This is a genomic window from Polaromonas sp. YR568 (assembly GCF_943371715.1).
In the GTDB taxonomy this organism is placed as follows: domain Bacteria; phylum Pseudomonadota; class Gammaproteobacteria; order Burkholderiales; family Burkholderiaceae_C; genus Polaromonas.
Map to the genome: position 1 here is coordinate 12362 of NZ_CALRVW010000017.1, position 21865 is coordinate 34226.

21 protein-coding genes are annotated in these 21865 nt (G+C 66.3%); 11 read left to right on the top strand and 10 right to left on the bottom strand.

Annotated elements, in window-relative coordinates; translation table 11 throughout:
* Nucleotides 1-17: 17 nt before the first annotated feature.
* The 6 genes from AAG813_RS13120 to AAG813_RS13145 all read left to right on the top strand — a co-directional run bounded on the left by AAG813_RS13120 (nucleotide 18) and on the right by AAG813_RS13145 (nucleotide 7276).
* Nucleotides 18-620, top strand: a complete 603-nt coding sequence (locus AAG813_RS13120; RefSeq protein WP_341915994.1) for a TetR/AcrR family transcriptional regulator — start codon at nucleotides 18-20, stop codon at nucleotides 618-620.
* 212 nt (nucleotides 621-832) lie between these two features.
* Nucleotides 833-1789 carry an alpha/beta hydrolase gene (locus tag AAG813_RS13125; protein ID WP_341915995.1) on the top strand — a complete coding sequence of 319 codons (957 nt, stop codon included), beginning with the start codon at nucleotides 833-835 and terminating at the stop codon, nucleotides 1787-1789.
* A 199-nt stretch (nucleotides 1790-1988) separates the two neighbouring features.
* Entirely contained in the window at nucleotides 1989-2936 is a 948-nt protein-coding gene (locus tag AAG813_RS13130) for a class I SAM-dependent methyltransferase (RefSeq protein ID WP_341916064.1), read from the top strand.
* A 17-nt stretch (nucleotides 2937-2953) separates the two neighbouring features.
* Entirely contained in the window at nucleotides 2954-4285 is a 1332-nt protein-coding gene (locus AAG813_RS13135; protein WP_341915996.1) for a phosphoribosylamine--glycine ligase, read from the top strand.
* A 28-nt stretch (nucleotides 4286-4313) separates the two neighbouring features.
* On the top strand, nucleotides 4314-5888 hold the full coding sequence (locus tag AAG813_RS13140; protein WP_341915997.1) for an iron-containing redox enzyme family protein: 1575 nt from the start codon (nucleotides 4314-4316) through the stop codon (nucleotides 5886-5888).
* Nucleotides 5889-5989: 101 nt separating this feature from the next.
* Nucleotides 5990-7276 (top strand): solute carrier family 23 protein, encoded by a 1287-nt coding sequence (locus tag AAG813_RS13145; RefSeq protein WP_341915998.1) that lies wholly within the window; start codon nucleotides 5990-5992, stop codon nucleotides 7274-7276.
* Nucleotides 7277-7309: 33 nt separating this feature from the next.
* On the opposite strand, the gene AAG813_RS13150 is transcribed toward AAG813_RS13145, so the two are convergent.
* Nucleotides 7310-7657, bottom strand: coding sequence for a hypothetical protein (locus tag AAG813_RS13150; RefSeq protein WP_341915999.1), 348 nt, complete (start codon nucleotides 7655-7657; stop codon nucleotides 7310-7312).
* A gap of 185 nt (nucleotides 7658-7842) precedes the next feature.
* Nucleotides 7843-9147: a glycine zipper domain-containing protein gene (locus AAG813_RS13155; protein WP_341916000.1), complete on the bottom strand. Its 1305-nt coding sequence runs from the start codon at nucleotides 9145-9147 to the stop codon at nucleotides 7843-7845.
* 154 nt (nucleotides 9148-9301) lie between these two features.
* Here AAG813_RS13155 and AAG813_RS13160 point away from each other — a divergent pair, with 154 nt between their 5' ends.
* Both AAG813_RS13160 and AAG813_RS13165 read left to right on the top strand, forming a co-directional pair.
* Nucleotides 9302-9724 (top strand): hotdog fold thioesterase, encoded by a 423-nt coding sequence (locus AAG813_RS13160; protein WP_341916001.1) that lies wholly within the window; start codon nucleotides 9302-9304, stop codon nucleotides 9722-9724.
* Between the two features lie 117 nt (nucleotides 9725-9841).
* Nucleotides 9842-10495 carry a histidine phosphatase family protein gene (locus AAG813_RS13165; RefSeq protein ID WP_341916002.1) on the top strand — a complete coding sequence of 218 codons (654 nt, stop codon included), beginning with the start codon at nucleotides 9842-9844 and terminating at the stop codon, nucleotides 10493-10495.
* A gap of 42 nt (nucleotides 10496-10537) precedes the next feature.
* On the opposite strand, the gene AAG813_RS13170 is transcribed toward AAG813_RS13165, so the two are convergent.
* Complete coding sequence (locus tag AAG813_RS13170; protein WP_341916003.1) at nucleotides 10538-11104, bottom strand: cob(I)yrinic acid a,c-diamide adenosyltransferase; 567 nt, start codon at nucleotides 11102-11104, stop codon at nucleotides 10538-10540.
* Nucleotides 11105-11265: 161 nt separating this feature from the next.
* Between AAG813_RS13170 and AAG813_RS13175 the strand changes: the two genes are divergently transcribed.
* The 3 genes from AAG813_RS13175 (at nucleotide 11266) to AAG813_RS13185 (ending at nucleotide 15092) form a co-directional block, all read left to right on the top strand.
* The gene (locus tag AAG813_RS13175; RefSeq protein ID WP_341916004.1) at nucleotides 11266-11577 is read left to right on the top strand and encodes an EF-hand domain-containing protein; all 312 of its coding nucleotides are present in this window, start codon (nucleotides 11266-11268) and stop codon (nucleotides 11575-11577) included.
* A 75-nt stretch (nucleotides 11578-11652) separates the two neighbouring features.
* Nucleotides 11653-13077: an FAD-linked oxidase C-terminal domain-containing protein gene (locus AAG813_RS13180; protein WP_341916005.1), complete on the top strand. Its 1425-nt coding sequence runs from the start codon at nucleotides 11653-11655 to the stop codon at nucleotides 13075-13077.
* A 122-nt stretch (nucleotides 13078-13199) separates the two neighbouring features.
* On the top strand, nucleotides 13200-15092 hold the full coding sequence (locus tag AAG813_RS13185) for a hypothetical protein (RefSeq protein WP_341916006.1): 1893 nt from the start codon (nucleotides 13200-13202) through the stop codon (nucleotides 15090-15092).
* A 39-nt stretch (nucleotides 15093-15131) separates the two neighbouring features.
* Here the strand turns inward: AAG813_RS13185 and AAG813_RS13190 are convergent, their stop codons facing one another.
* The 7 genes from AAG813_RS13190 to mnmG form a co-directional block, all read right to left on the bottom strand.
* The gene (locus AAG813_RS13190; protein ID WP_341916007.1) at nucleotides 15132-16067 is read right to left on the bottom strand and encodes a ParB/RepB/Spo0J family partition protein; all 936 of its coding nucleotides are present in this window, start codon (nucleotides 16065-16067) and stop codon (nucleotides 15132-15134) included.
* A 41-nt stretch (nucleotides 16068-16108) separates the two neighbouring features.
* Nucleotides 16109-16651 (bottom strand): alpha/beta hydrolase, encoded by a 543-nt coding sequence (locus AAG813_RS13195; RefSeq protein ID WP_341916008.1) that lies wholly within the window; start codon nucleotides 16649-16651, stop codon nucleotides 16109-16111.
* A complete protein-coding gene (locus AAG813_RS13200; RefSeq protein ID WP_341916009.1) occupies nucleotides 16638-17522 on the bottom strand; it encodes a class I SAM-dependent methyltransferase in 885 nt (294 codons plus the stop codon). The genes AAG813_RS13195 and AAG813_RS13200 overlap by 14 nt, the downstream gene beginning before the upstream one ends.
* Nucleotides 17519-18292: a ParA family protein gene (locus tag AAG813_RS13205; protein ID WP_341916010.1), complete on the bottom strand. Its 774-nt coding sequence runs from the start codon at nucleotides 18290-18292 to the stop codon at nucleotides 17519-17521. Before AAG813_RS13205 ends, AAG813_RS13200 begins: the two co-directional genes overlap by 4 nt.
* Before the next feature lie 31 nt (nucleotides 18293-18323).
* Nucleotides 18324-18950, bottom strand: a complete 627-nt coding sequence (locus AAG813_RS13210; protein WP_341916011.1) for a LysE family transporter — start codon at nucleotides 18948-18950, stop codon at nucleotides 18324-18326.
* A gap of 109 nt (nucleotides 18951-19059) precedes the next feature.
* Nucleotides 19060-19719 (bottom strand): 16S rRNA (guanine(527)-N(7))-methyltransferase RsmG, encoded by a 660-nt coding sequence (gene rsmG, locus AAG813_RS13215; protein WP_341916012.1) that lies wholly within the window; start codon nucleotides 19717-19719, stop codon nucleotides 19060-19062.
* Entirely contained in the window at nucleotides 19719-21722 is a 2004-nt protein-coding gene (gene mnmG / locus AAG813_RS13220; RefSeq protein ID WP_341916013.1) for a tRNA uridine-5-carboxymethylaminomethyl(34) synthesis enzyme MnmG, read from the bottom strand. The genes rsmG and mnmG overlap by 1 nt, the downstream gene beginning before the upstream one ends.
* Nucleotides 21723-21865 lie beyond the last annotated feature (143 nt).

Below are 21865 nucleotides of genomic sequence, written 5' to 3' on the forward strand. Positions count from 1 at the left end.
GTGCTAATATTTGCCACATGGATGCCAGAACCCAGAAAAGCGAGATGACCCGCGCCGCGATTGTCGGTGCGGCGCTGGACCTCGCCTCCGCCGAGGGCCTCGAGGCCATCACGCTTCAGGCCGTGGCCGACCGCCTCGGTCTGTCCAAGAGTGGGGTGTTTTCACGCATCGGTTCGCGCGAAGCCCTGCAGAAGGCCGTGATCGACGAGTTCGGCCGGCGGTTTCTGGCCGATGTGTTTGTGCCCGCGGTGCAGCAGCCCAAGGGCCTGCCGCGGCTGGACGCGATTGTGCAACGCTGGATCGTGCGCACGCGGGACGTGGAGGCGCACACCGGCTGCGTCTACAGCGCCGGCGCCTTCGAGCTGGACGACCGCGAAGGCCCGCTGCGCGACCACCTGCACGGCGAGATCACGCGCTGGCGCGCCGCCCTGCGCCGCACCGTCGTGCAGGCCGTCGAGCGGGGCGACCTCCGGCCCGATACCGACGCCGAGCAGCTGGTGGCCGAAATCTACGCCCTGATGCTGGGTCTGATCCACGACACGCGCTTCCTGCGCGACCCCCGCGCCGCCGAACGTGCGCAGGCCAGCTGGCAGCGCCTGATCAAGAGTTACCAGCCATGAGTTGTGTCTGCCCCACAAGGGCTTTTTGTTGGTCCACATTTCGCACGATCGTGCGAAGAAAGGGAAATGCCATGTTGTTCTTTCTCCTCGCCATTGCCGTGGTTGCGGCGGCCCGCGCCGCGCAATCTGCCCTCGCATCGCTGCGCTCCCTGCCGCGCAGCAATGAAGACTGGATCTGGTACTGATCCGGAAAAAACACCCAGGAGCCTCTCATGACACGCACATCACTGGAAGCCACCGCCGCCTTCTACAACACCAACCCCGTGACCCGGCTGTTCCGCTGGGGCCTGGGCGCATCGCAACACGTCTGGCCAACCCTGGCGGTTCGCGCAGCCCATCGCCTGTTCGGCACCCCCTTGCCGCCCAAGTGGCTGAACCGGCGCAGGACCTGGTCACCCGACTGGCGTATCAGCCACTGGGCTTTCGAGAACGCCAGCCTGACCGTTTACGAGCGCCCGGTGGCGCCGCATGGCCCGCTGGTGCTGCTGGTGCATGGTTGGGGCGGCCACGCCGGCCAGATGCTGGCGCTGGCCGACACCCTGCAGGCGCAGGGCCTGCGGCCGGTCATCCTTGAAATGCCGGCCCACGGGCGCAGCGCGGGATCGACCAGCAACCTGCCGCAGTTCGCGCGCGCCATCGACTACACCGTGGCCCGCCTGCAGCAGGCCGGCCACCAGGTGCAGGCGCTGGTTGCGCATTCGCTGGCGGCCAACGCCGGCGCCTACGCGGCCAGCCGCGGCCTGCCCGTGGACAAACTGGTGCTGCTGGCGCCCCCTGCCTCACCGCATGAATACACGCGGCTGTTCGCGCAGGTGTTCGGCCTGCGCGAGTCCACACGTGCGGCCATGCAGCAACGCATTGAAGCGCGCGAAGCCATCCTGATGCCGCAGTTCGAACCCGCCGCCGTCGGCCCGCGCATCACCCAGCCCACGCTGGTGGTGCACGACCGCAGCGACAGCATCAACCGCTTTGCCGACGGCGTAGCCTACAGCCAGGCCATCACTGGCGCTCGGCTGCTGGCCACCGAAAGCCTGGGCCACCGCAAGATCCTCAAGGACGACGAGGTGCTGCAGCAGATCGCCGCGTTCCTGGCATCGGAGCAGAGTGCTTCGCTGAACAGGTCGAGGTCCCCCCTCACGCTCGCGGTGTGCGCGGCAGGCGCTCGTTGACACGCTGACACGCTGACGCGGCCAGATCGGACCGGCCCTCCCGGCCAGGGCCGGTGTGCACCTGCAGGAAATCAGGCGCCGCGCAGCCGTCCTACGGCGCACGGCAGCGGTGTCCCACAAGGACGCGGCTGCGGTCCAAAGACAGTAGCGGGACACTCCGGCGGTTTGCCGCTTTTCTTTTTCTTCCCTGCCCTTGCCGATGCCCTCGACCTCGCCCTTACACACGGCCCTTGTCCACCTCGGCGCCTGGCTGCAGCAGGCGCACTACGAATTCACCACGGTGACACCGGCCACCCATGCGCGTGTCAATGCCAGGCCTGGCGCCGACAAGGCGCACACACTGCGTGATGTGTTCGGCTGGAGCCGGCCTTTTGATGCCACGCTGCTGCCCGCCGCGGCCCTGCACGCGATGCAGGCGGGCCAACTGCTGGAGCCGCATGGCGCGCTGTTTCGCAGCAAGGTGCGTTTTTCCAGTCTGGGCCGCATGTTGTTCGCGCACAGCGCCTACCCCACGCAGGGTGCCGACGCGGTTTTTTTCGGGCCCGACACCTCCCGCTTTGCCGCCCTGATTGAAAACACGCTGCGCCAGCAGCCGCTCCAGCCACCGGCGCGCATCCTCGACGTGGGCTGCGGCGCGGGGCCGGGCGGGCTGATCGCCGCCCGCCAAACCAGTTTTCCAGCGGAGGTGGTGTTGGCCGACATCAACCCCCAGGCCCTGGTGTATGCGCGCGCCAATGCCGACCTCAATGGCATGGCAAATGTGCAGTGCCGGCAGGGCGATCTGTACGGCGCCACCGACGGGCTGTTCGACCTCATCGTCGCCAACCCGCCCTACCTCGTGGACCCGGCCGGCCGCGTCTACCGCAACGGTGGCGGCAGCCTCGGCACAGACCTGGGAGAGCGCATCGTCGCGGAAGGCCTGCCGCGCCTGCGCGCTGGGGGGCATCTGCTGCTGTACACCGGCGTGCCCATTCTCGACGGCCGCGACCCTTTCCTGGCGGCCGTGGCGCCGGTGCTTGAGCGCGCAGGCTGCCGCTTCGACTACCGCGAACTCGACCCGGACGTGTTCGGCGAGGAGCTTGATATGCCGGCGTATGCCGGTGCCGACCGCATCGCCGCGGTCGCCCTGACTGTGCAGCAACACTGACACTGGAACACCAGGCCATGCGGTTTCTCGGCATCGGCGACTACAACGATCTGGGCGCGATGTACCACGGCCTGACGCAGCGTGGCCACGAGGTGCGCGTGTCCGTCGCCAACCCGGCTTACCGCGACGTCTACGGCGGCATGCTGGACTTCACCGACGACTGGCAGGCCGAACTCGGCTGGCTGCGCGAGGCCGGCGAAGACGGCATCGCCCTGTTTGAATCCGCCACCCAGGGCCAGGCGCAGGACGCGCTGCGGCGCGACGGCTTCCAGGTCATAGGCGGCAGCGCCTTTGGCGACCGGCTGGAGGCCGACCGCGCCTTCGGTCAGCAGGTGCTGCAGGGCTTTGGCCTGCGGCTGGCGGCCATCCATACCTTCACCGCCTACGCGCCGGCGCTGGACTTCCTGCGGCGTCAGGGCGGGCGCTACGTGCTCAAGTTCAACGGCGCCGACAGCCCGCGCACACGCAACTACATCGGCGAGCTCAACGACGCCTCGGACATGCTGGCGCTGCTGGCCACCTATGCGGCGCACCCGGCCACGCGCGCGTGCCCCGATTTCGTGCTCATGGAGTTCGTGCAGGGCGTGGAGGTGGGGATAGGCGGCTACTTCAACGGCCGGGAGTTCCTGGCACCGGCCTGCATCGACTTTGAACACAAGCGGTTTTTCCCGGGCGAGCTCGGCGAGCTGACCGGCGAGATGGGCACCATCGTGAGCTACCGCGGTTCGGACAGACTGTTTGCCGCCTCGCTCGCCAGGATGTCGCCGCTGCTGCGCGAAGGCGGCTACTGCGGTTACATCAACCTCAACATGATCGTCAACGAACAGGGCCTGTGGCCGCTGGAGTTCACCAGCCGCTTCGGCTACCCGGGTTTCGCGATCTGCGAGGCACTGCATGAAGAAGGCTGGGAGCAGATTTTCCGGCGCATGCTCCGGCAGGACAGCCTGCAGATCGCCACCCGCGCGGGTTACGCGGCAGGCGTGGTGCTGACGGTGCCGCCCTTTCCCTACAGCCACGGTTATGAGGAATTGTCCAAGGGCGAGCCCCTGAGCTTCCGACCGGGCATGACGGCAGCCGACCACGCGGCGCTGCACTTCGCGGAGGTGGCGCGCCACGGCGAGCACCTGGTCACCAGCGGCCAGACCGGCTACGTCGGCGTGGCCACCGGCACCGGCCCCAACGTGGCTGCCGCACGGGACGCGGCCTATGCGCTGGCGCGCCAGGTGGTGCTGCCCAACCTGCGTTACCGCACCGACATCGGCGAACGTGTGGCGCGCAGCGATCTGCGCCGGCTCGCCGGTTGGGGCTGGCTCGACGACGCCGGTGGCGATCGGGTTGGGTCCTGCTGAACCCCGGGCCGTAGGAAAACGCCCACGGATGCGGGCGCGAAACACCTATACGCCGGCGCAGTCGGTCGGCAAATACTGGCTTCCCTTCCACTTCTTCCAGCCTGTCATGTTTGTTGCTGCCCACGAATGGTCACCTCCGCCCCCTGCGCACCAGCACGCATCGGGGCCGCGCAGCACGGCAGCGCCAAACACACTTTCCCGCGCTTCGCACGACGGACATCTGCAGCAGCTGTACGACACCCTGCTGCAAGGCGCACCCGGTGCAGCCACGCAGCACACTGCCCGCGCCTTCCTGCAGGGCGAGCTGGAAGCAGTACAGGGCCAGGACTGCGAGCTGCCGGCGTCGCCGCATGACCTGTTGGCCTGGATGCACCAGAGCGCCCAGCTGGCCCGTGCGCAATACCTGGCTTACCTCGAAGAAAGAAAAGCCGGCGCACCGCGCCGCTATTTCAGCAACCGCGCACATGCGCTGTATTTCCTGCGCGGCGTCGCGCCGACCAAGCTGGTCGACGGCGCCTGGCTCTACGGCCTGCTGCGCCACTGGCGCAACCCGCGTTTCAGCGACCTGGTGCGCACCTACCTCGAAGAGCTCGGTGATGGCGTGGCCGACAAGAACCATGTGCTGCTGTACCGCCAGCTGCTGGCGCAGCACGGACTGGAGCCGGCAGGCGGGCTGGACGACGACGCCTACCGGCAGGGCGCGCTGCAGCTGGCGCTGGGCTGGAGCGCAGAGGAATTTCTGCCCGAGGTGATCGGCTTCAATCTCGGTTACGAACAGCTGCCGCTGCACCTCCTCATCACGTCCCATGAACTCAACGAGCTCGGCATCGACCCGTACTACTTCACCTTGCACGTCACGGTGGACAACGAAGACAGCGGCCATGCGCGGCGCGCGGTCCAGGCGGTGCACGAGGCCTTGCCCAGGCTGGACGACAGCGGAGATTTCTGGCGCCGCGTCCGCAACGGCTGCCAGCTCAGCGGCGTCGGCACCGGCACGCGCGAAGTCATTGCGGCCTTCGACATCGAAGCCGAAGTGCTGCGCGTCCTTGCGCGGAAAAGCGTGGCCGGCCACGGCGCGCATTCGGACTACTGCCGCGTGGCCGGCCGCAGCGTGAACGACTGGCTGTCGCAGCCCGCGCACATGCCCGGTTTTCTGGCGGCGCTGCAGGAAGCGGGCTGGATCAAACGCGGCGCACCCGCCAGCGAGAGCCGCTTCTGGGGGCTGCTGCAAGGCGAACGCGCCGAGATGTTCGGCGTGTTCAGCCCCTATGAGTTGCAGGTGCTGCACGACTGGCTGCGCGGCGCAGCCAGCGCCGACGGGCAGGCCTGCACCGAAGCCACAGCGGCCACCCCGCGCCGCGCGAGCTTTCGCGCGACGGCCCGCCTGGCGGCGCAGCGGCAGGCCCGCGCGGCCAACGTGGTCAGCGCAGTCCCCGAGGCGGACCTCCTCGACCCCGACCTGCAGCAACTGAAGCAGCGCCTGGCCAACACACGGGACCCGCAAGCACATGCGCAGCTTTTGGTGCCAGCCATGTCGCCCAGCATGCACTGGACACCGGCGGGCCTGCACGCGACCCGGCTGTTTGCGCAGACCGTCGCCTGAAGCTTCGCCGCCGCGGCGGCGCGGGCGCCGCCATCAAATAACTTGTGCCGGCCCGCCAATACCCCTAGCATTGCGCCACTCAACAAACTGGAGGGAATGCCATGGGGATGCTGGACTGGTCGGAAAAAAGCAGCGCGGTGCTGCAGCAGGGTGGCGTGATCGGCCCCGATGAACGCCTGCCCTGGCCGCAAACGGCGGTGATGGGCGTGCAGCACGTGATCGCGATGTTCGGCGCCACGGTGCTCGCACCCATCCTGATGGGATTTGACCCCAACATTGCGATCCTGATGAGCGGCATCGGCACGCTGATTTTTTTCCTGATCACCGGCGGCAAGGTGCCGAGCTACCTCGGCTCGAGTTTTGCCTTCATCGGCGTGGTGATTGCCGCCACCGCCTATGCCGGCAAGGGGCCCAACCCCAACATCGGCGTGGCGCTGGGCGGCATCATTGCCTGCGGCCTGTTGTACACCGTCATCGGCGCCATCGTGCAGGCCGTCGGCACCGGCTGGATCGAACGCTTCATGCCGCCGGTGGTCACCGGGGCCGTGGTGGCGGTGATCGGCCTGAACCTGGCCGGCATCCCGATCAAGAACATGGCCGCCAGCAACTTCGACTCCTGGATGCAGGTCGTGACCTTTGTCAGCGTGGCGCTGGTTGCCGTGATGACTCGCGGCATGGTGCAGCGCCTGCTGATCCTGGTCGGCCTGATCGTCGCAACGCTGATTTATGCGCTGCTGACCAACGGGCTGGGCCTGGGCAAACCGGTGGACCTCTCGTCGATTGCCAATGCCGCCTGGTTCGGCCTGCCCGGTTTTGCCGCGCCGGTGTTCAGCGTCAATGCCATGCTGCTGATTGCGCCGGTGGCGATCATCCTGGTGGCGGAAAACCTCGGCCACATCAAGGCGGTGACCGCCATGACCGGCAAAAACCTCGACCAGTACATGGGCCGGGCCTTCATCGGCGACGGTGTCGCCACCATGGTGTCGGGCGCGTCGGGCGGCACCGGTGTCACCACCTACGCTGAAAACATTGGCGTGATGGCCGCCACCAAGATCTATTCAACCGCGGTGTTTGTGGTGGCCGGCCTGATCGCGGTGGTGCTGGGCTTCAGCCCCAAGTTCGGCGCGCTGATCCAGGCGATTCCGCTGCCGGTGATGGGCGGCGTCAGCATTGTGGTGTTCGGCCTGATTGCGGTGGCCGGCGCCAAGATCTGGGTCGACAACAAGGTTGATTTTTCCGACAACAAGAACCTGCTGGTCGCGGCCATCACGCTGGTGCTGGGCACCGGGGACTTCACGCTGAAGTTCGGCCAGTTCGCATTGGGCGGCATAGGCACCGCCACCTTTGGCGCCATCCTGCTGTACGCCCTGCTCAACCGCAGGAAGTAAAACCAGGCAACCCGTGCCCCGCCCGAGCGGGGCCTATTTCGCCTTTGCCTTGGCCAGCGCCGCCTTGGTGGCGGCGAGTTCACGCTCGACATCCGCGCGTTCGTCGATTTCCTGCTCCAGCAGCTCATTGACATGCGCGAGGTCGGCGGCGGACTCCTGGATCTTGCCTTCGAGTTCGCCGGTCTTTTCCAGCGCCTGCGCCACATCCCCGGTCTTGACGTGTTCGGGAATTTCCTGGTTGAGCACCGCGTTGATCACAAACAGCTCGGCGCTGGACTGTTTCACGGTTTTCTCGACCGTTTCGTTCCGGTCAAGCGCACGTTCCAGTGGCGTGTCTGCAGAAGGGGCTGACTGCGGGGACGGCTGGGATGACTTGGACATGGTGAACACCTCGGGGGAAACGGGAATGATCTGGCGGCACACGGCGCCCGGGAAGACGCAGGGCCACCCGACGTCGGAAAGCCCCTATGGTAACCAAAGTGCCCCCGCCGGTGCCAGCGATGTCCCCACCGCCATCAGGCTTCAGCGCAAGCTGAAAAAGGCGGGCGGGTTCGGGAGGCTGGCGCTCAGGGCGCGGTGGTTCCCGGCGCGGCGGGTGGGGTCTTGCCGGGCTGGCGATCCGGGCCGGCATCGAACAGCCTGCCCAGGGTGGCGCCCAGGCGTGCGCCGATCGCCGTCCCGATGCCGGGCAGCACCGCCGTGCCCAGCAGCGCGCCGGCCACCGCGCCCTTCGGCACCGACACCGCCACCTTGTCCACCGGCCCGCTGAGCACCAGGGGCACGCCGACGATGCCGTCCACCAGATCCACCGCGAATTCGGCCTCGATCTGCCGGTTGGCCAGCCGGGCCTGGCCGGAGGCACTCAGCGCCCCTGAACTGGCCTTGATCCCGGTGAATTGCGTCACCATGCCGCGCGGTGTGTTCTGGGTATCCATCTGGCCGGACACCGCGTCGAGGGCCGTCTGTCCCGCATGGTCCTTGCCGAGGCTGCGAATGGCTTTGTCGAGGTCAAAGCGCAGCAGGGTCGAGGCGCCCATGGTGAACATCGTTTTGGTATGCAGCGACTGCGCCAGTCCGACCAGGGTATCCGCCTGGGCCGACAGCACGGTCTTGCCCGTGGCCTTGCCGGCGATGACCGGCTTGCGGTTGAAGGCAGCCACCGCGCTGGCCACGTCCACCCCGCTGGGCTGCAGCTGGCCGTCCAGCACCAGGCGGCCGTCGGCACGGGTCTGCAAGCGCACCTCGCCATGGGCCGTGCCGCCACCGAGGTTGATACGGGCGGCCCAGCGGTCTTCCTGCCCTTGCCGGCTCAGGCTCAGGTCGGTGGCCGGCGTGAACCCGGGGCGCCGCAACACGGCCTGGCGCGGCCGCCAGCCCGGGTCGAAGTCGATCTCGCCGTCATACACCACCGCCACGCCAAGGCGCGACAGCCAGGTCAGGTCGCGAAACACGAACCTCGCCAGCGGCATGGCCGCGGCCTCCGCAGTTTCCGCGGGGGCGCCACGTGAGGTCGCATCCAGCGCCCGCAAGGACAGTTGCGGTACCACCGCACCATCGAGCTCCACCCGGTCCAGGATCACGCGTCGCTGCAGCAGCGCGCCCAGATCGGGATAAGCCGTGAGCTTCCTGACCGTGATGGCCTGCGGCTGGTCGGTCGCCACGTCCTCCAGCACGACGGCCGGCACCGGCAGCAGGCGCCAGTGCAGCGCGCCCAGCCGCACCGGCACGCCAAGCCGGGCCTGAAGTTCACCGGCGGCGTGGGCGGCCAGATCCTCGTCACTGGGGATGAACCACAGCAGCGCCAGCCACAGCGCGCCCAGCAGCGCCGCCAGGCCGCCTGCGGCCACCATCCATGTTTGTCTGCGTGCCATGCTGCCTTCCGCCGTTGTTGCACCATCTGCCATCTGCCTCTGCCATCTACCCTCCTGAGCTTAGGAGACTGGCTGCGCGGCACGTGTAGGCCGCAATCTCTTTATAGTCTGGGTACACGCCCTTTTGAAGCCCCTTGACGCCTGTGGAACCACGATGCCTGTCTGGAAACAACCGATTTCTGTCGAACTGCTCACCTTGAACAACGCCAACAGCGCCGTGACGCACCTGGGCATCGAATTCCTGGAGGTCGGCGACGACTTCATCCGGGCCCGCGTGCCGGTCGATGAACGCACGCGCCAGCCCTATGGCCTGCTGCACGGCGGTGTGTCGGTCGTGCTGGCCGAAACCCTGGGCTCCTGCGGCGCCGCCTTTGCGGCGCCTGCTGGTCACCGCACGGTCGGCCTGGACATCAACGCCAACCATCTGCGGGGCGTCACCAGCGGCTGGGTCATCGGGACCACCCGGCCGGTGCACATCGGCCGCAGCACCCAGGTCTGGGCCATCGAGTTGACCAACGAGGCCGGCGAACTGACCTGCGTCTCGCGCATCACGATGGCGATGCTGGCCCCGAAATAAGCATCTCATCGGTGCCTGCCCCTTCTGCAGCGGGCACCATCAGCTATTGAATCGATAGCAATTTCGCGCCCGCCCTGCGGCGTGGAACCAAACGCCGGCCGCCGGTGTCCATTCCTGATGAAATCTCCCGAACCTGCCGCTGGTCAGTGGCGCAGACGAATCGCCCTGCTGGTGCTGGCGGTTGTGCCGCTGGGCGCCCTCGCCCAGCCTGTGGCCGGAGCCGTCGCGTCAGCGCCGTCCTCCGCCCCCGACGCTGCGCAGGCGGTGGCCCTGCCGGAACTGGGGGCTGCGTTGCGCCAGGGCGGCTACGTGATTTACTTTCGGCACATGGCCACCGATTTCTCACGCACCGATGCAGGCATGACCAGTTATGCCGACTGCGCCAACCAGCGCCTGCTCTCGGGCGAGGGCCGCCGCCAGGCCCGCGACGTGGGGCGACGCATCGCGGCGCTGAAGCTGCCGCAGGGCGAGGCGCTCGCCAGCCCCATGTGCCGCACCATGCAGACCGCCCAGCTGATGCTCGGGCGCGTCACGCCCGGCCCGGCCCTGCGCGAAGGGGCTGACGGGGACTACCCCGGCCTCAGGCAGCTGCTGGCAAGCCCGGTGCCGGCCGGCAGCAACCGCTGGCTGGTCGGCCACGGCACGCCCTTTCGCGCGGTTGCCGGCGCCCCGCATCTGGCCGAGGGGGAAGCTGCGGTGCTTCGCCCCGGGGGAGTCCGCTGGACGGTGGTGGCGCGCGTGTTGCCGCAGGAGTGGGCACAGCTGAAGTAACCAGGCCGGCCCTGGCCGCGCGGCGCAGGCCGCACGGTGGTTTTATTCTGCGGCCGACCGGGCCAGGCGTTCGCTCTTCCAGTACACATCGTCACCGCCGTTCATGCGGTTGAGCACGCGCGACAACACAAACAGCAGGTCGCTCAGGCGGTTCAGGTACTGGCGTGGCGACTCGTTCAGCGTCTCGGCCTTGTCCAGCGCCACGACCGCGCGTTCGGCGCGCCTGGCCACGGTGCGGCAGACATGCGCCAGCGCGGCGGCGCGCGAACCGGCCGGCAAAATGAACTCCTGCAGGCGCGGCAGGGTCGCGTTGTATTTTTCAAGCGCCGCATCAAGCAGCGCCACCGCCTCGGGCTTGAGCAGTTCGAAACCGGGAATCGACAGCTCGCCGCCCAGGTTGAACAGCTGGTGCTGCACCTCGACCAGCAGTTCGCGCACGTCGGCCGGCATCTCTTCACACAGCAGCACGCCGATCTGCGAGTTGAGTTCGTCGACATCGCCCATCGCATGCACGCGCAGGCTGTCCTTGGACACGCGGGTGTTGTCGCCCAGCCCGGTGGTGCCGTTGTCGCCGGTGCGGGTGGCGATCTGGGTCAGTCTGTTGGCCATGGCGGGTACTTCCGGCAGGCGCGGCCTGCGTTACGTGAGGAAAGAAAATGTGTCGGAACCGTGGCGTATGTCAGCAAGGCAACACTGTGAAAGAGCGCTGGCTGGACATGACTTGCTGCGGTGCAATAAGGTCCTGTTCAATTCTAGGAAACCGTTCTTTCATGGCCTCTAAGTCTCATTTTATTCCCAACTTCGAAGCACGCAGCGTGCTGTTGCTGGCCGCGCTGACGGTCGGCACGGCGCTGGCCCTTCATGCACAGGTGAGCGAACCCGTGGTCGCGCCAGCCCGCATCGTTACCGGCGCGCAAGACATCGACGCGGCCTTCGATCGTGCCGACCTGAACAGGGACGGCAAACTCGACCGCACCGAAGCGGCCCGTTTTCCGGTCATCGAGCAGCGCTTCGACCAGATCGACAGTGACCGGGACCAATCGGTCTCGCGCGAGGAGTTTGCGGCGGCGATCAGGACCTGATGCCCCTTGGGGTGCCGGGTGGGCCCCCACGGATGCCGGACACGTCGTAAACTGGGGCTTCAGACCGGAGACACCATGAACGCCCCCACCCACCCCGACCACCTGTTGCCCCAACTCAATCTGCGCGCTGTGCCGCAGGCCCTGATTGAGGCCCTGAAAACAAGGTTTGCCGAGCGCTGCTCCACCGCCCTGGTGGTGCGCGAGCAGCATGGCCGCGACGAGTCCTCGTTTGCGGCGCCGCCGCCGGCGGCCGTGGTGTTTGCCGAAAGCACGGCCGACGTGGCCGATGCGGTCAGGCTGGCCGCGCAGTACCAGGTGCCGGTCATTCCCTTTGGTGTCGGCACCTCGCTCGAAGGCCACCTGCTGGCCGTGCAGGGCGGCATCAGCATTGACGTGAGCCGCATGAACAAGGTCTTGTCCATCAATGCCGAAGACCTGACCGTGACGGTGCAGGCCGGCGTGACGCGCAAACAACTCAACGAAGAGGTCAAGAGCACCGGCCTGTTCTTCCCGATCGACCCGGGCGCCGATGCGACGATAGGCGGCATGAGCGCCACGCGCGCCAGCGGCACCAACGCCGTGCGTTACGGCACCATGCGTGAGAACGTGCTGGCACTGGAAGTGGTCACCGCCAGCGGCGACATCATCCGCACCGGCACCCGCGCCAAGAAGTCATCGGCCGGTTACGACCTGACGCGCCTGATGGTGGGCAGTGAAGGCACGCTGGGTGTGATCACTGAAATCACCGTCAAGCTGTATCCATTGCCCGAGGCGATCTCGGCCGCGATCTGCTCCTTCCCGAGCATCGAGGCCGCGGTGCGCACCACCATCCAGATCATCCAGCTCGGGGTTCCGATTGCCCGCGTCGAGCTGATCGACGCCAACACGGTGCGCATGGTCAATGCCTACGCCAAACTCGGCCTGCGCGAGGAACCCATGCTGCTGATGGAGTTTCACGGCTCGCCCAACAGCGTCAAGGAACAGGCCGAAACGGTGCAGGAAATCGCGACTGACCTGGGCGGCAACGCCTTTGAATGGGCCAGCACGCCCGAGGAACGCACGCGCCTGTGGACCGCGCGGCACAACGCCTACTTTGCGGCCATTCAGTCCAAGCCGGGTTGCCGCGCGATCTCGACCGACACCTGCGTGCCGATCTCGCGCCTGGCCGACTGCCTGCTCGACTCGGTCAGCGAAGCCGATGCCAGCGGTATCCCCTACTTCCTCGTCGGCCATGTCGGCGACGGCAACTTCCACTTCGGCTACCTGATCGATCCGGACAAGCCGGAAGAACGCGTGGCCGCCGAGGCGCTGAACCACACGCTGGTGGCACGCGCGTTGCGCCTGGAAGGCACCTGCACCGGCGAACACGGCGTGGGCCTGCACAAGATGGACTTTCTGGTGACCGAAGCCGGCAACGGTGCGGTGGACATGATGCGCACCATCAAACGCGCACTGGACCCGCACAACATCATGAACCCGGGCAAGATCTTCACGCTGTGAAGGCCGCGGCGGCCTGACGCCGGCGCTGGCCGCTTTCCTGGCGGGGGCCTACCCCGAGCTGTGCTTGCGCGCCGCCTGTTTTGTCGTTAGGGTGGTCGTCCTCCCGCACCCCCGAGGACGCCATGAACGAACACCCCTCCCCGCCCAAAGACCGGTTTTGCGACTTGGTAATGAAAGGCGGCGTCACCAGCGGCATTGTTTACCCCAAGGCCATCAGCCGGCTGGCGGCGCACTACCACTTCAAGAACATCGGCGGCTCCTCGGCCGGCGCCATTGCGGCGGCCGTGACCGCCGCCGCGGAGTACCGCCGGCGGCACACCGGCAGCATGGCGGGGTTCGAGCACCTTGCCCGCCTGCCGGACGAACTCGGCCAGCGGCCGGACCCGCAGGGCGCCAGTCGCCTGCTGCGCCTGTTCCAGCCACAACAGGCCACGCAACGGCTGTTCTCGGTGCTGGTGCTGGCGCTGAACCGCGGCGGCACCTGGCGCCGAGTGTTCCACATCGTGCGCGGGCTGCTGCAGGCCTACTGGGCGGCCAGCCTGGCTGCGCTGGTGCTGGCCGTGGCGGCCGGCATGTACAGCAGCCTGCTGGCCGGCGTGCTGACCTTTCTGCTGGCGTGTACCGGCCTGGTGCTCTGGGGGGTTTACCGCGATGTCACGCGCCAGGTCACGGCCAACGGCTTCGGACTGTGCACCGGCATGAGCGAACCCGGTCATGCCGACCCGGCCCTCACCCCCTGGCTCCACGACACCATCCAGCAGGCCGCGGGACGCGCGCCGGGCGACCCGCCGCTGACCTTCGGCGACCTCTGGGACGCCCCCGGCTTTCCGCCCGAGGGCAGCCAGTTGCCATCGACCGTGCCGGCCAAGTCGATCCACCTGCAGATGTTCACCACCAACCTGTCGCATGGCCGGCCCTATGTGCTGCCCTTCGAGGAAGCGGACCCGCAGCGCAGCCAGGGACAACATGCCGCCACGCGGCAGCGGCTGTTTTATCGCCGCGAGGAGCTGGCGCGCTACCTGCCCGCCGAGGTGCTCGCCTGGCTAACCGACCACAGCCAGGCCTACGAACTGGCCCCCGACCGGGCGACTTGGGACCCGGCCACAGCCGACGGCCAGGGGCTGCTGGAATTGCCGGCACCGAAGGATTTCCCGATCGTGCTGGCGGCCCGCATGAGCCTGAGTTTTCCGCTGCTGTTTGCGGCGGTTCCCCTGTGGGCCATCGACTATGACGCGAAGGAAGGGGTGGGCAGGCGCAGCTTCAAGCGCTGCTGGTTCTCCGATGGCGGGCTCTCGTCCAACTTTCCGATTCACATGTTTGACGGCCTGGTGCCGGCGTGGCCCACGTTTGGCATCACCCTGGAGCCCAAGCTGCCCGGGCGCGCCAACATGACCTTTCTGCCCACCCGCTACTACTACGGTTACGGTGAACGCTGGCAGCGTTTTGACGAGCAAGGCCGTCCCGGCAGCCGCATGGGCGGCTTCCTGTCCGCGCTGGTCAACACCATGCAGGAGTGGAACGACAACACCCTGGCGCGCATGCCGGGCGTGCGCGACCGTGTGGTGCGCCTGCGGCTGCACCCGCAGGAAGGTGGGCTGAACCTGAACATGCCGGCGGACACCATCACGAGTGTCGCCAACCGGGGCCTGGAGGCGGCCGACGACCTGATCCGGCGCTACCTGCCGGCGGCCGACGCCACCCGCATCACCGGCTGGGACGAGCAGCGCTGGGTGCGCCTGAATGTCTTCCTGCGCATGCTGGAAAAACGCCTGCCCGGGGTGCGCGCCGCGCTGGAGCACAGCCCCGCGTCCACCGACTGGGAGGCGCTGATCGAGCTGGCCGGCCAGGACAAGGCGGCGGGTTTTGACCGACCGATCACGGCCGACGAAGCGCAGGCGCTGCGCGCCATGTGCGCCCTGCTGACGCAGTTTGCGGACGATTTCATGCCGCTGGCCCAGCGGTTGGCCTTTGTCGCGATCCCCGAACCGGAACTGCGGGTCCGGCCGGCGCTATAACATTGATAGCCGCCCGCGCCCGCCCAGTAGCGGCCGGACCTATTTATTGCCGCGCAAACGCTCGATCAGCCCGTTCAGCTCGTCCAGGGAGGCGAACTGGATGGCGACTTCGCCGGTGTCCTCGCGCCGGCCGTTGCGCTTGACCTGCTTTTTCACGCGGACTTCGACGTCGGCCATCAGCAGGTCGGCCAGCTCTTCTTCCACGCGGCGGGTGTCGCGCGATTTTTCCTTGGTGTTTTTCTGCGGCTTGAGCGAGAACTCGGCGCTGAGCTTCTTGACCAGGCTTTCGGCCTCGCGCACCGACATTTTTTTGGCCGCAATCTGGTTGCCGGCGGTGATCTGTGTGGCCCGGTCCAGCGCCAGCAGTGCCCGGGCATGGCCCATGTCGATGTCGCCGGCCATCAGCATGGTCTGCACCGGCTCGGCCAAGTTCAGCAGGCGCAGCAGGTTGGAGGCGGCGCTGCGCGAGCGTCCCACGGCCTGCGCCGCCATTTCGTGAGTGAGCCCAAACTCTTTGACCAGGCGTTGCAAACCCTGGGCTTCTTCCAGCGGGTTGAGGTCTTCGCGCTGGATGTTTTCAATCAGCGCCATGGCCGCGGCGGACTCGTCGGGCACGTCGCGCACCAGCACCGGCACGCTGTCCAGGCCGGCGATTTTCGCCGCACGGAAGCGCCGCTCGCCGGCAATGATTTCGTACTTGCCGTCGTTGGCGCCGCTGCTCAGGCGCCGCACCAGGATCGGCTGCATGATGCCCTGCACCTTGATGGACTCGGCCAGCTCGTAGAGCGCGCCCTCGTCCATGCGGGTGCGCGGCTGGTACTGGCCGGCGACCAGGTCGGTCAGCAGCAGCGAGGCCGGCTGGCCGGGACTGGTGGCGCTGCTGTTGCCCTGGTCGGCATCGCCGGCTTCGCTGACTTTGGGGCCCAGCAGGGCTTCGAGTCCGCGGCCCAGGCCTTTGGGTTTTTTGGTAACCATGGTGTCTTGTCTTTCTCTGGTTCAGATAGGGTGGCGAGGCGTCAGAAACGCATCAACCGCATGAGGTGTTCGTGGGCCTCGGGCCAGTCGCCCAGGCCGCTTTCGGCATTGAGGTGGCCGCGCGCACCGGCGTCGATCGACCTGGCGCCCCAGGCGACAGCAAACTGCGCTGCCCGCGCGGGCGCGCAAAACGGGTCGTCGCTACTGGCCACCACCAGGGCCTCAAAGGGCAGAGGCTGCACCGGCACCGGCGCCCAGCCCGGCAGAACCTGGCGCAGGTCCTCGCGCTCCGCATCGGGCGGCGCCACCATCAGGGCCGCTTTGACACAGGCCGTGTTTTTGGAGTGCGAAGCCCAGGCCGCGATCTGGATGCAGCCCAGGCTGTGCGCCACCAGCACGGCCGGCTCTTCGCAGGACAGCAGGACCTCTTCGAGCCGCGCAATCCAGTCGCCACGCAGCGGACGCATCCAGTCGTGCTGCTCGACACGCTGGTAACCGTGCGCCCGCTCCCAGCGGCTTTGCCAGTGGTCGGGGCCGCTGTTCTGCCAGCCGGGGAGGATCAGGACGTTCTTACTGTTGACCATTTGAAATGAGGTGCTGTGCCCAGTGAGGCCAGCGCTCCCGACAGGCAATATGAAAGCCGGGACCCGAACTGGCGAAGCCATGTATGCCACACCGCTGCAGCAACAAGGTCAGACTTTTCTTGCTGAAGAGGCTGATGTGCCCATTCCGCGGACAGGCGTACCACCAGTCCAGGCGTTTTCCCGGCTGAATCGCACCGTCGCTGAGCAGTGTGCTGAACACCAACAGGCCATCGGGCGCGAGATGGTCCTCCAGAAAATCCATGAGTGCCTGCACATCCGCCACGTGCTCGAATACTTCGAAAGCCGTGATCAAACCAAAATGCCGTCTGGGTTCGGGTGCCCTGGAGTCCGGCACGAAAGGGTCATACGAAATCGACCGCCAACCCCTTTCCTGAAGCAACTCCGAAAGCCGTCCACTACCGCTACCGTAGTCCAAATGCGGCACATCGCTGCCGGCCAGTTGCGCGAACATCTGGCACAACATGTCCGCCGAGGCTTTTGGGCGCACCTCGATATAGTCCGGGTCCACAACAGCATAGTCCGCGTTATAGATACGGTTTGCCATATCCTGCGCCGACCAACGATGCAGCGCCGGCGCAAAGCAAAACCCGCAGCCGCTGCAACGCGCGTAGTAAACCGAGCGCCCCGCCAGCGGCAGGAAAACGCCGCGGGGTTCGGCACAGTTCTTGTTGAAGTCAACAACATCAAACCAACCAGTCGCGCCGGCGCACACGGGACAGATCGGTGCGGGTATGGCGTCCCAAGCCTGGGACGCCTCATTTGCCGAGGGCCTATTGCCCTCGGGCGCTATCTTTTTAATAGCAAGCGAACCCGAAACAGAGATTGTCGGGTGAGGGATCGCACGCTTCATGGCATCTTCTGAATGCGCTCGACCATCTCTTCGGCAAAGGCAACAAACGCCTGCGCCCCTTTGGACGACGGGTCAAACACCACGCCGGGCAGGCCGTAACTCGGCGCTTCGGCGAGCCGCACATTGCGCGGGATCACGGTGTTGAACACCTTGTCGCCAAAATGTGATTTCAGCTGGTCGCTGACCTGCTGCTGCAGGGTGATGCGCGGATCGAACATGACACGCAGCAGGCCGATGATGGCCAGGTCCTTGTTGAGGTTGGCATGCACCTGCTTGATGGTGTTGACCAGATCCGTCAGGCCCTCGAGCGCAAAGTACTCGCACTGCATGGGCACGATCACGCCATGGGCACAGCACAGGCCGTTGAGCGTCAGCATCGAAAGCGAGGGCGGGCAATCGATTAGCACGAAGTCATAGTGCTCGCCGACGTCCGCCAGCGCCAGCTTGAGCCGCTTTTCACGGCGCTCGACATCGACCAGCTCGACCTCGGCGCCGGCCAGCTCGCGGTTGGCACCGAGTACGTCGTAGCCGCATTTCTCGCTGTGCACCCGCGCCTCCAGCACCGACGCGGATTCGAGCAACACGTCGTACACCGTGAGTTCGAGCTTGCGTTTGTCCACGCCCGACCCCATGGTGGCGTTGCCCTGTGGGTCCAGGTCGATCATCAGCACGCGCTGGCCGACCTTGGCCAACCCCGCCGCCAGATTGACCGTGGTGGTGGTTTTGCCCACCCCGCCCTTTTGGTTGGCAACGCAGAATATTTTGGCCATGTGCTTCTTTGGGTTCTGGAGATCGGAAGGGTTACTTGGAGATGGCCAGCTTGATGCCGAAGCCGATGAGGAACACACCGGCCGCCTTGTTCAGCACCGAGGTGATTTTCGGGTTGGCGCGTATGCGTGCGGCCAGAAAGTAGGTGATCAGCACCGAAGTCAGGCCGTACAGAAAGGTCAGCCCCGCAATGGTGGCCGCCATGACGGCAAAAGTGGTCAGGCCCTGGTGCCGTGCCGGATCGACAAACAGCGGAAAGAAGGCCATATAGAAAACGATGGCCTTGGGGTTGAGCAAGGTGATCAGCAAAGCCTGGCGGAAATAGTGGCGCGGCTTGATCTCCAGGATGGGTGCATCGCCGGGCTTGGCCAGCAGCATCTTGAACCCGAGCCAGGCCAGGTAAATCGCACCGGCCCACTGCACCGCATGAAAGGCTGTCGGGTAGGCGGCCATCACCGCCGACACGCCGGCCACCGCGGCCCAGAGCAACACCTGGTCACCCGCGATCACGCCAAAAGTCGCGCCGAGTCCGCCCGGAATGCCACCCTTGCTGGTCGAGGTGATCAGCGCCAGGTTGCCGGGGCCGGGAATCAGCAGAAACACAAGAATGGCGACCACAAAAGCGCCGTAGTCAGCGACACCAGCAAATGAACCCAACATGGAAACCTCCGGAAAACAGGGTTTTGAGTTTACGTCAGCGCACCGGCTGAAACCCCGTTGACGCCTGCCATCAGCACCTGATCGGCCGCTTTTTCGCCCGGACTGTGGCTTAAACCGCGGTTCGGGGTCGCAGCCAGAGCAGACAGCGTTCGGCGGCCAAGCCGGGCACGGCCAGTTGTTCCACGTGAAACACCTCCACCGTGGCCGGCAAGGCGGCGATTTCATCGGCCGGGTGTCTGCCCTTCATGGCCATCCAGACACCCTGCGGCGCCAGCGCCCCGGCCGACCATTGCGTGAAGTCGACCAGCGACGCAAAGGCGCGCGAGCAGATCACATCAAAAGGCTGACTGATCGTCTCGACGCGCGCATGCAGGCCGGCCAGGTTGGGCAGCTTCAAGGCCAGCGCCGCCTGCTTGATGAACGCAGCCTTCTTGGCCACCGTGTCCACACAGGTCACGGCGACGGCCGGGCAACAGACGGCGATGACCACGCCCGGCAAGCCGGCGCCCGATCCGACGTCCAGCAGGCTGGAGCCGTTCGCCAGCCCGGCCTGCTGCAAATGCCTGCGCAGCGGCGCGATGGCCGCCAGGCTGTCGAGCAGGTGATGCGTCATCATTTCAGCCGGGTCGCGCACCGCCGTCAGGTTGTAGACCTTGGTCCACTTGGCAATCAGGTCCAGGTAGTCCAGCAACTGCCCAATCTGCTGATCGCTCAGGTCCAGCTGCAGCGCCTTCAGTCCGGCGCGCAAATCCTGTTCACCGCTGCGCATCAGGCTTGGGCTTGTTCGGCAGGTTTCAGGGGCACCGTGTTTTTCCAGAGGTTCTTCTTCAGGTGCACCAGCAACAGCGACACGGTTGCCGGCGTGATGCCGGAGATGCGCGAGGCCAGGCCCAGGGTTTCGGGCCGGTGTTTGGCCAGTGTTTGCCGTGCCTCGAAACTCAGCGCCGAGACCTGCAGGTAATCCAGGTCGGCCGGCAGCTTGAGGTTTTCGTAGTGCGAGGCACGCTCCACTTCCGTCTTCTGCAGGTCGATGTAGCCGGCGTATTTGACCGCAATCTCGATCTGCTCGATCACGCTGGCCGCCATGTCGGCCGCCTCTGTTTCACGTGAAACACCCTCGGCGGGTGGTGCCAGTTCGGGGTTCGCATACTTGCCGCCGTCCAGCGACATCAGCGCCGCGTAGTTCACATCGGGGCGACGCAGCAAATCGAGCAGGGTGTACTCGCGTTCGATGGCCTTGCCCAGCACGCGTTCGGCCTCGGCCAGCGGCAGGCTGCGCGGGTTGACCCAGACGGAGCGCAGGCGTTCTGTTTCACGTGAAACAGCGTCGCGCTTGCGGTTGAACGCATCCCAGCGGGCGTCGTCCACCAGTCCGAGCTCCCTGCCCTTTTCGGTCAGGCGCATGTCGGCATTGTCTTCGCGCAGCATCAGGCGGAACTCGGCCCGGCTGGTGAACATGCGGTAGGGTTCGGTCACACCCTTGGTGATCAGGTCGTCCACCAGCACGCCCAGATAAGCTTCGTCGCGCCGCGGCAGCCAGGCCTCTTTGCCCTGGCATTGCAGCGCGGCATTGATGCCGGCAAACATGCCTTGGGCCGCCGCCTCCTCGTAACCCGTGGTCCCGTTGATCTGCCCGGCGAAAAACAGGCCGGCGATGGACCGGGTTTCAAAACTGGTTTTCAGCGCGCGCGGGTCGAAGTAGTCGTACTCGATCGCGTAGCCCGGGCGCAGGATGTGGGCATTCTCCATGCCGGCCATCGAGCGCACCAGGTCGTACTGGATGTCAAACGGCAGGCTGGTCGAGATGCCGTTGGGGTAGATCTCGTGGGTGCTCAAGCCCTCGGGCTCGAGAAAAATCTGGTGGCTTTCCTTGCCCGCAAAACGGTTGATCTTGTCTTCGACACTCGGGCAGTAACGCGGGCCCACGCCATCGATCTTGCCGGTGAACATGGGGCTGCGGTCAAACCCCGAACGGATGATCTCGTGCGTGCGCTCGTTGGTATGGGTGATCCAGCAGGGCATCTGCCTCGGGTGCTGGATGCGCCCGCCCATGAAGCTGAACACCGGCACCGGCCCGGGCGTACCACCCGGCATGCCATCGCCCGGCTGCACCGTGCATTTGCTGAAGTCGATGCTGCGCCCGTCGATGCGCGGCGGCGTGCCGGTTTTCAGCCGGCCCTGCGGCAGCTTGAGTTCCTTCAGGCGCGCGCTGAGCGACACCGCCGGCGGATCCCCCGCCCTGCCCGCGGCATAGTTGTTGAGCCCGACATGGATCTTGCCGTCCAGAAACGTCCCGGCCGTCAGCACCACGGTGCGCGAGCGGAAGCGGATGCCAACCTGCGTGACCGCCCCGACGACCCGGTCGCCCTCGACCATCAGGTCGTCGACGGCCTGCTGGAACAGCCACAGATTGGGCTGGTTTTCGATCATGCGGCGGATCGCCGCCTTGTACAGAATGCGGTCGGCCTGCGCCCGGGTGGCGCGCACGGCCGGGCCCTTGGAACTGTTGAGGATGCGGAACTGGATGCCGCCTTCGTCGGTGGCCAGCGCCATCGCGCCGCCCATGGCGTCGACTTCCTTGACCAGGTGGCCCTTGCCGATGCCGCCAATCGAGGGGTTGCAGCTCATCTGGCCCAGGGTCTCGATGTTGTGCGTCAGCAGCAGGGTCTTGCAACCCATGCGGGCGGCAGCCAGCGCGGCCTCGGTGCCGGCATGGCCGCCACCGACCACGATCACGTCAAATTCTTGCGGATATACATAAGGCGAGTGCATCACGCCTCCTTCAATAAAGCAGTCGTCAGGCGAGATGCCTGCGCGCCCTGGAAAAGACCGGCCGGGCCGGAACAGTCAGCAAACAGCTTGCCGCTTTCACAGGACGAAAAGCGTGATTTTATCAGGGTGCCTCTTTTTTGTGC